The sequence below is a fragment of the Clostridium cuniculi genome (assembly GCF_004353185.1).
Lineage (GTDB): Bacteria > Bacillota > Clostridia > Clostridiales > Clostridiaceae > Clostridium > Clostridium cuniculi.
In genome coordinates this window covers 1-7942 of sequence record NZ_SMUS01000068.1, presented here as the reverse complement: position 1 = coordinate 7942, position 7942 = coordinate 1, and the positions used below count along the sequence as shown (strand labels likewise).

The 7942-nt window shown below is 29.6% G+C and carries 18 protein-coding genes; 17 read left to right on the top strand and 1 reads right to left on the bottom strand.

Annotated features, from left to right (window positions below; genetic code table 11):
* Positions 1 to 145: 145 nt before the first annotated feature.
* Positions 146 to 313: a hypothetical protein gene (locus EJJ37_RS20515; protein WP_166484842.1), complete on the top strand. Its 168-nt coding sequence runs from the start codon at positions 146 to 148 to the stop codon at positions 311 to 313.
* A 22-nt stretch (positions 314 to 335) separates the two neighbouring features.
* Here the strand turns inward: EJJ37_RS20515 and EJJ37_RS19105 are convergent, their stop codons facing one another.
* Positions 336 to 587, bottom strand: a complete 252-nt coding sequence (locus EJJ37_RS19105) for a hypothetical protein (RefSeq protein ID WP_133017041.1) — start codon at positions 585 to 587, stop codon at positions 336 to 338.
* A 129-nt stretch (positions 588 to 716) separates the two neighbouring features.
* Between EJJ37_RS19105 and EJJ37_RS19100 the strand changes: the two genes are divergently transcribed.
* From EJJ37_RS19100 to EJJ37_RS19035, 16 genes are all read left to right on the top strand, one after another.
* Entirely contained in the window at positions 717 to 926 is a 210-nt protein-coding gene (locus EJJ37_RS19100; protein ID WP_133017040.1) for a helix-turn-helix domain-containing protein, read from the top strand.
* 14 nt (positions 927 to 940) lie between these two features.
* Positions 941 to 1504 carry a hypothetical protein gene (locus tag EJJ37_RS19095; protein WP_133017039.1) on the top strand — a complete coding sequence of 188 codons (564 nt, stop codon included), beginning with the start codon at positions 941 to 943 and terminating at the stop codon, positions 1502 to 1504.
* Positions 1505 to 1514: 10 nt separating this feature from the next.
* Positions 1515 to 1718, top strand: a complete 204-nt coding sequence (locus tag EJJ37_RS19090) for a hypothetical protein (protein WP_133017038.1) — start codon at positions 1515 to 1517, stop codon at positions 1716 to 1718.
* Positions 1718 to 1852: a hypothetical protein gene (locus EJJ37_RS21070; RefSeq protein WP_275547966.1), complete on the top strand. Its 135-nt coding sequence runs from the start codon at positions 1718 to 1720 to the stop codon at positions 1850 to 1852. The genes EJJ37_RS19090 and EJJ37_RS21070 overlap by 1 nt, the downstream gene beginning before the upstream one ends.
* 2 nt (positions 1853 to 1854) lie before the next feature.
* A complete protein-coding gene (locus EJJ37_RS19085) occupies positions 1855 to 2010 on the top strand; it encodes an aspartyl-phosphate phosphatase Spo0E family protein (protein ID WP_133017037.1) in 156 nt (51 codons plus the stop codon).
* The gene (locus EJJ37_RS19080) at positions 2010 to 2216 is read left to right on the top strand and encodes a hypothetical protein (RefSeq protein WP_133017036.1); all 207 of its coding nucleotides are present in this window, start codon (positions 2010 to 2012) and stop codon (positions 2214 to 2216) included. The genes EJJ37_RS19085 and EJJ37_RS19080 overlap by 1 nt, the downstream gene beginning before the upstream one ends.
* The gene (locus EJJ37_RS19075) at positions 2213 to 2416 is read left to right on the top strand and encodes a hypothetical protein (RefSeq protein ID WP_133017035.1); all 204 of its coding nucleotides are present in this window, start codon (positions 2213 to 2215) and stop codon (positions 2414 to 2416) included. The genes EJJ37_RS19080 and EJJ37_RS19075 overlap by 4 nt, the downstream gene beginning before the upstream one ends.
* A 16-nt stretch (positions 2417 to 2432) precedes the next feature.
* Positions 2433 to 2600 carry a hypothetical protein gene (locus EJJ37_RS20510; protein WP_166484841.1) on the top strand — a complete coding sequence of 56 codons (168 nt, stop codon included), beginning with the start codon at positions 2433 to 2435 and terminating at the stop codon, positions 2598 to 2600.
* Positions 2601 to 3509: a YqaJ viral recombinase family nuclease gene (locus tag EJJ37_RS19070; RefSeq protein ID WP_133017034.1), complete on the top strand. Its 909-nt coding sequence runs from the start codon at positions 2601 to 2603 to the stop codon at positions 3507 to 3509.
* Positions 3510 to 3511: 2 nt separating this feature from the next.
* Positions 3512 to 4336: a recombinase RecT gene (locus tag EJJ37_RS19065; protein WP_133017033.1), complete on the top strand. Its 825-nt coding sequence runs from the start codon at positions 3512 to 3514 to the stop codon at positions 4334 to 4336.
* A 10-nt stretch (positions 4337 to 4346) separates the two neighbouring features.
* Positions 4347 to 5147, top strand: a complete 801-nt coding sequence (locus EJJ37_RS19060; protein ID WP_133017032.1) for a Lin1244/Lin1753 domain-containing protein — start codon at positions 4347 to 4349, stop codon at positions 5145 to 5147.
* Positions 5140 to 5847, top strand: a complete 708-nt coding sequence (locus EJJ37_RS19055; RefSeq protein ID WP_243124924.1) for an ATP-binding protein — start codon at positions 5140 to 5142, stop codon at positions 5845 to 5847. The genes EJJ37_RS19060 and EJJ37_RS19055 overlap by 8 nt, the downstream gene beginning before the upstream one ends.
* Before the next feature lie 12 nt (positions 5848 to 5859).
* Positions 5860 to 6258 (top strand): replication terminator protein, encoded by a 399-nt coding sequence (locus EJJ37_RS19050; RefSeq protein WP_133017030.1) that lies wholly within the window; start codon positions 5860 to 5862, stop codon positions 6256 to 6258.
* Between the two features lie 74 nt (positions 6259 to 6332).
* Positions 6333 to 7046: a hypothetical protein gene (locus EJJ37_RS19045; RefSeq protein ID WP_133017029.1), complete on the top strand. Its 714-nt coding sequence runs from the start codon at positions 6333 to 6335 to the stop codon at positions 7044 to 7046.
* Positions 7047 to 7199: 153 nt separating this feature from the next.
* Positions 7200 to 7703, top strand: a complete 504-nt coding sequence (locus EJJ37_RS19040) for a hypothetical protein (RefSeq protein WP_133017028.1) — start codon at positions 7200 to 7202, stop codon at positions 7701 to 7703.
* Positions 7696 to 7942: single-stranded DNA-binding protein (locus tag EJJ37_RS19035; protein ID WP_133017027.1), on the top strand; the 247-nt coding region annotated here is incomplete at its 3' end. The genes EJJ37_RS19040 and EJJ37_RS19035, both read left to right, overlap by 8 nt.

The following is a 7942-nucleotide window of genomic DNA, read 5'->3' as shown; positions in this document are numbered from 1 at the left end:
AGCTCAAAGAACAATTAGAAGTTCTTAGAGGTAAATTGTATGAAAAAATGTAGACTACATTGTTTATATGTAGTCTACGTATAAAATAAGTAAATTACGTCTGTGTACAAGCATGTACACGAGATATTAAAAGGAGAGATTAAAAATGAAGGAAAGAAAACTTATTAAAAATGTGAGATTTGATTTTTTAAGAGAAGGACAAATAGGTTGTGTTCACGTTGAAGTTGATTGTGAAACTATAGAAGATTTAGAGGAGGCAATAGAGTTTGCCAAAACAGCAAGTAATCTAATACCTCCAACGAATGAGAAATAACATTATTAATCAAAGGAAACACTTAATAATACGCTTTAATTAGAGCAATTTTATCTTGGTATTTAGCATAATCAATTTCTTTGATCCAGTTATTAAGTATAAATTGACCACATATATCAGATAATTTTTTATCAGAAGCTATAATAGCGAAATAGTTTCCATGATCATCATTAAGTTTTAAAACTTTTGTATCTATCCCATTAATGCGAACATCAATTAATTGAGAAGAGTTTTGTTCAAATAATTCATAAGGTGAGATTTCTAAAACATTCATAAAATAAGTTGCACCTCCTTTCAACAATATTTATCAACTTGGCAGAGCTGATAAATATAAAAGATTAATATAACGAAATAATACAATAAAAAGTCTAAAAATGTCAAATTTAGCACTAGGAGGGTAATTATGAAGTCTGAACCAATAAAGTTAAGAAGATTAAGGGCTGGGTTTATTGATAGAGAGGAGGTTGCAAATTTACTAGGTATAAGCAAATTATACTTAGGAAAATTAGAGAGAGGGGATAAAACCCCATCGCCTAAATTAATAGCACGAATGGCAAAATTATATAGATGTACAACAGATGAAATATTTGAAGATTTTAATATAACAGGTTAGGAGGATTAAAAATTATGACAAATACAGATGAAAGAATAAAAAGAATAGAAGAGATAGCTCTTGAGAAGATAGAGTTAGAAGAAGCGATATTAGGAATAGATTTACAGATTGAAGAAGCTAAAATTAATCAAATGACACTTGGAATTATGCCAGATACTTCATGGTTGTATAGGGCTAAACATGCATTAGGTATAAAAAAGATACAGTTAAAGAGATTAAATCTAGAATATGAAAAATTAAAAAGAATATTTAGACAAGAGAGAGTGGCTGTTCATAATGCTAGAGAGAAAGAGTTTGAGAGAGCTTTTGTAAGAGTAGCTAAAGAGTTGTTAGCAAAGGAAGAGTTTGAGAAAATCAAGAATTTAGTCAATGAAATTACGGATAAACAAAATGAAGTTGATAATGTAAAAGAGGTTGATCAAAAAGTAGTTAAGAAAGGAACTTCATGGTCAAAAGAAGATGAAGAATATTTAAAAGAAAACTATAAAAATGCAACTATAGAGGAACTTAGTGTTACTTTAGGAAGAAGTGAAAACTCTATAAGAAGCAAGATACAAGTAATAAAAAAACGATTATAGGAGTTTTCTTATGGATGATAAAAAAGAGTATGCATTATATAAAGGAGAAACATTGTTGAGTATTGGGACAATAGAAGAAATAGCAAAAGATATAGGGACAACAGCGAAAAATGTGAAATATTACACTACAAATGCTTATAAAAGGAAATTAGCAAAAAGAAAAAGAGGGAGTAATCACAGAATTTTAGTTGAATTAGAAGATGAGGAGGAGTAATGGATGGTTTAAATATATGGGGCATATGCACCTTTGTAATGCCCCTAGTGTTAATAGTAATTATTTGGTTAATGTTTATAATTGCATCTATTTTAGATGGAGTAGACAAGCTAATAAAGAGAATTAGGAGGTAAGTATGAAGGAATTAAGAGAGCAACTTCATAAAGCTATTGATGAATATGGAATAACAGATGAAAGAACTATTGCTATTAGTCAGCAGTTGGACAATTTAGTTTGTAAAATTCAAACAATCCTATTGAAAAAGTATAAACAAGAAAGGAATGTGCATTAATGAATAAATCAAATATTCTATCAAAGATAACTGAAAAGAAAGAAACTATCATTAATAGAATAAACAAATTAGAGAAGTTTATCTTTGAAGAAAATACACCTAATATTGCTAAGAAAGCATTTGAAATTAATCTAAGATACTTAAGAGAAGAGTATAAAAAGTTAGAGATACAAGAAACACTTGTTAAAGGAGGAATATTAAAATGATTAGTTTAACAAAAGCTGATACAGTTTCGGATTTAGCACATATCTATGTTGAAGGATATGGTACAAGCTATGTAGATGCTGTAGAAAAAGCAGAAAAGCTATTATCTGATAGAGTTGGCGCTCATGAGTCAGATAATAACCTTTCAAAAGAATTCAATGACAGTATATCACTAGATGAAGATATACACAAGAAAATCTAATAAAAATGGAGGAAGTATGAAAGCTTTTAAAGTATTATTAAAGATTTTAGTAGCTAGTATAAACATACTGAATGAAGAAGGTTTTAAACTTTATGATTCTGATAATACAGATTGGTATATATCTAACATTAGATATGATGGCAATACTGATAGATTATATTTTGATACAAAGGAGGATAAATAAATGGATAAACTTGAATGGCTTAAAGAAAGGCAATGTGGAATTGGTGGAAGTGATGTAGGAGCAATAGCAGGAGTTAATAAGTATAAAACACAATTTGAAGTATATATAGAAAAAACAGAGCCTATAACAGAAGTTAAAGAGCAATCAGAAAGTGCTTATTTTGGAGATATATTTGAGGATATAGTTGCTAAAGAGTTTGAAAAAAGAACAGGGTTAAAAGTAAGAAGAGATAGAAAGCATTATAAACATAAAGACTATCCTTTTATGGTAGCTAACATAGATAGAAGAATAGTAGGACAAAATGCAATTCTTGAGTGTAAAACAGCTAATCAGTATTTATTAAAAGAGTGGGAAGATGAAGAAATACCAGCAAGTTATTTGCTACAAGTTCAACATTATTTAGCAGTTACAGGAGTAGATAAAGGGTATATAGCAGTTTTAGTAGGTGGGCAGAAGTTTATATGGAAAGAAGTGCCGAGAGATGAAGAATTAATTGAAATGATTATTCAATTAGAGAAGGACTTTTGGAGTTTGGTTGAAGCAAAAACACCACCTGCTTTAGATGGATCGAGTGCAGCAGAAAAATATCTTAAGGAAAGATATAAAGAAGTAGAAGAAAACAAAGCAATAGAATTAGGTTTTGAATATAAAGATAAGATAAAAACTTATTTAGATATGAAAAAAGAATTAAAGGCTTTTGAAAATAAGATACAAGAATTAGAAAATCAAATTAAATTTGAAATAGGAAATGCAGAGTATGCATATGCTCCTGGATATAGCTTAAGTTGGAAAAAGGTTTCATCTAATAGGGTAGATAGTAAAAAGTTGAAAGCAGACTATCCAGAAGTTTATGAAAAAGTTATTAAAGAAAGTATTAGCAGAAAATTTAATATCAAGGAGGATAAATAATTATGGCAACAGCAAGTAGTTTAAAAAATCAATTAGCAAAGAAGGAAGTAGTAGGACAAGCTTCTGCAATAGCAAATAGTGTTAAAGGGCTTATGGATAGTCCAGCAGTTAAGAAGAGATTTGAGGAAGTTTTATGTGAAAGAGCACCTCAATATATGAGCAGTATTGTTAATTTAGTTAACTCAGATACTAATTTAAAGAAATGTGAGCCTATGAGTGTAATTGCAAGTTGTATGGTAGCAGCAACAATGGATTTACCAGTAGATAAAAATTTAGGATATGCATGGGTAGTACCTTATAAGGATAAAGCTCAATTTCAAATGGGATATAAAGGATTCATTCAATTAGCTTTAAGAACAGGACAATATAAAGCAATAAATGTAGTTGAAATTAGAGAGGGAGAACTTATAAGTTGGAATCCATTAAGTGAAGAAGTAGAAATTGATTTTACTGAAAGAAAGTCAAATAAAGTAATTGGATATGCTGGATATTTTAAATTATTAAATGGATTTGAAAAAACAGTTTATTGGAGCAAAGAAGATATGGAAGCTCATGCAAAGAAGTTTTCAAAAACATATAATTTTAAAAATGGTGTATGGCAAACAGATTTTGATAGCATGGCAAAAAAGACAGTTATAAGAAATTTACTATCTAAATGGGGAATTTTATCTATAGAAATGCAAAAAGCTTATACAGCTGATAATAATACAATCAAAGAAAGTATTTTAAATGAAGATACTATGGAAATAGATTTTGAAACTGGGGAAGTGATAGAAGAAGTAGAATATACAGAACCAGTACAAGAAGTTGAAGAGTTAACAGAGTAGGTGATTTTAAATGGCAAGACCACAAAAAAATGGATTAGATTATTTTCCTTTAGATGTAGATATGGATCAAGATGACAAAATAGCACTCATAGAAGCTCAACATGGAGTAGTAGGTTTTGCTATAGTTATAAAACTATTAATGAATATTTATAAGAACAGTTACTTCTATGAGTGGACAGAAAAGGAACAATTACTCTTTTCTAAAAGAATTAATGTTGACATTAACTCAATTAATGTTGTCATTAATGATTGTATAAAGTGGGGGTTATTTGATAGAAATCTCTTAAAAAGTAAGAAAATACTTACTTCTAAGGGGATTCAATCAAGATATTTAGAAGCAGTAGGGCGTAGAACTAAGGTTGAAATTAAGAAAGAATACTTACTTTTAGATGAAAAAGCAGTTAATGTATACAAAAACTTAATTATTGTTGACATTAATCACGATAATGAAGAAGTTTCTGATGACATTAATCCCCAAAGTAAAGTAAAGAAAAGTAAAGTAAAGAAAAGTAAAGAAAACAATAATGAAATAAGTGGTTGTAGTAATGATTTTAATATTTATCTATATATGCAACAAAGAGGATTTGTATCTATAAGTCCTATAATTGCAGAGCAAGTACAAGCTGATATAGAGATGTATTCATTACAAGAAGTAAAGCAGGCTATAGATATAGCAGATAATAATGGGAAACATAGTTATAGCTATGTAAAAGGAATATTGGAAAAAAGGAGAGCAAATGGAGTAGATGGAGGCATTAAACAGGATATTAAGCCAAGTGAGAGCAAATGGAGCCAATACAACTTTGAATGATTATAAGTGCAATAAATGTCATGATACAAGCTGGATAGAAAAAGGAGGCTCATATGTAAGGTGCTCATGTTATACAGAAGATTATTTGAATAGGCTATGGGAAAACTTTGGAGTGAAAATAAAAGATATTAAGCTACTAAGAGAATATAAGCCATATAATGATGTAACTGAAAAAGCTAGAGATAAAGCAGTAAATTATATTACTAGTTTTGATGATATAAAAAGTTGTAGAGAAAATAGTTTTTGTTTAATGGGACAACCAGGAGCAGGAAAAACCCATATTGTTTTAGCTATAGGAAAGGCTCTATTAGATAAAAAAATATCTGTAGTATATATGCCTTATTTAGAAGTTATTAGAGAACTGAAAGCATTAGCTATGTATCAAGAAGATTATGACAGGTTAGTTAATAGATATAAAAAGGCTAAGGTTCTTATTATTGATGATTTATTTAAAGATAAAGTTAAGAAGGGAAAAATATCATATGAATTAAACGAAAGTGATATTAAACACATATATCCAATTCTTAATTATAGATATCTTAACTATATGCCAATGATAATATCAACAGAATGTACACCAGAAATGTTACTAGATTTGGATGAAGCATTAGCAGGAAGAATATTGGAGTCATGTGGCAAAAGATTTAGTGTTGTTTTTAAAGAAAATTGTAATTATAGATTAAATAAATTTTTAAATTAAAGGAGAAAAAGTATGGAAAAGTTTATAAATTTAGAAACATTTGCAGATGGAGCATTAGCAGAAAAGGTAAATATGGCTTTAAGAGAGGTATTAGCTAATATAACAGATCCTAATACTGATTGGAAGGTAAAAAGAAAGTTAACAGTTGATATGACATTATCTACTGGAGAAGATAGAGAGCTTACAGAGGTTAACATAGTAGCAAAAACAAAGTTAGCACCAAGCAAGGCATTATCAGCCAAAATTGTTATTGGTTCAGATGGAAAGGGTGGAGTATTAGCAAGTGAATATAAAAAACAAGTTCCAGGACAAAGTGTAATGAGAGTAGATGAAGAAACTGGCGAAGTAGTAACAACAGCAGAAGAAAATGCAGAAAATATTGATTTAGAAGGAATCAGATTAGTTAAATAATTAAATTTATATAAAGCCATGGCAAGGGGCTTAAACCTTGCACATTAATAAATAAAGTAAAGGTGGAAAAGAAAATGGAAAGAAGAGAAGCATTAGAATATTTAGTTGGTTTAGGTATGGAAAAGGAGCCAGTTATTGAATTAGAGCAAGGAACATATTCAAGAGAAAGTTTAAGAAGAGTTACAGCTCCATTAGCAGAAGCTTTAAATGTAGCTACATTAACAGGTTTAGTTGATTATATAAAAACAAATGTAGATGAATTAGAAGGTGAGTTGTTAATACATGTTAAAGCGCATAATGAAGTTAGATTATACAGTGCATTAAACTGTGATAGAGAAAGAGAATTATATATAAAGGCAGAAGCAATATTACCTAATAACATTAGATACAATGATTTTCTAGATACAGAAAGATTTAATATCATGTTACAAAGTTCATTTGTAGATGCAGGAGATAAAGCAGTCTTATTAAAGTATACAGGATTAGTTCAAGATGAAGCAGTAAAGTCAACTGGTGATGATGGAGTAAGCCAACAAGTAACAGTTAAAACAGGTGTAGCAAGCGTAGGACAAGCAATAGTACCTAATCCAGTATCATTAGCACCGTATAGAACTTTTCCAGAGGTAGAACAACCAATAAGCAAGTTTATATTTAGAATGCAAAGTGGACCAAGAGCAGCATTATTTGAAGCTGATGGAGGAGCATGGAGAAATCAATCTATTACTAACATAAAGAAATACTTAGAAAAAGAATTAGAAGAGATTAAAAATATATCAATAATAGCCTAGGAATAAGGGGAGGGGAACCTCCCTAATTAATAAGGAGAATATTATGAGTTGGATAACTGAAAGAGAATTACAAGAGTTTAAAGATTTTTGTAAAAAACAAAAAATAAAAGATTCATTTGAGAATTATATAGTTTGGAAGGATAAGTATAAAATATGATATTAGCAATAGATCCAGGAAATATAGAAAGTGGATATGTATATTTATGTGAAGATTTAAGCATTGTAGAGTGTGGAAAAATTTTAAATGAAGAATTATTAAAAAGAATATGTAACAATGATTTTTATCCTAAAGGAGAGGAGTGTTTTGCTATTGAAATGATAGCGTCACAAGGAATGGCTGTAGGGCAAAGTGTCTTTGAAACTTGTGTATGGATAGGAATATTTACAGAAGCCATTAGAAGAGCTTATTGTACAAAACCTAAATATATCTATAGAAAAGATGAAAAGATGAATTTATGCAATAGTATGAGGGCTAAAGATAGTAATATAGTACAAGCTTTAGTAGATAGATTTGCTCCTAACACACCTAATAAGGGGAAAGGCACTAAGAAAGAACCAGGATGGTTTTACGGATTTAAAAAAGATATATGGCAAGCTTATGCAGTTGCAGTAACTTATCATGATATTTATTTAAATGGAGGTAATAGAAGTGAATAAGGTTGTACTTATTGGAAGATCAACTAAGGATCCAGAGCTAAGATATGCAGCAGGAAGTGGAACAGCAGTTTGTAGATTTACATTAGCAGTATCAAGGCAATTCAAAAAGGACGAAACAGATTTTATAAACTGTATAGCATTTAATAAACCTGGAGAAGCAATTGCACAATATGTTACAAAAGGTAGACAGTTAGCAGTTACAGGAAGTATTAGAACAGGCAGTTATGATTCTCAAGACG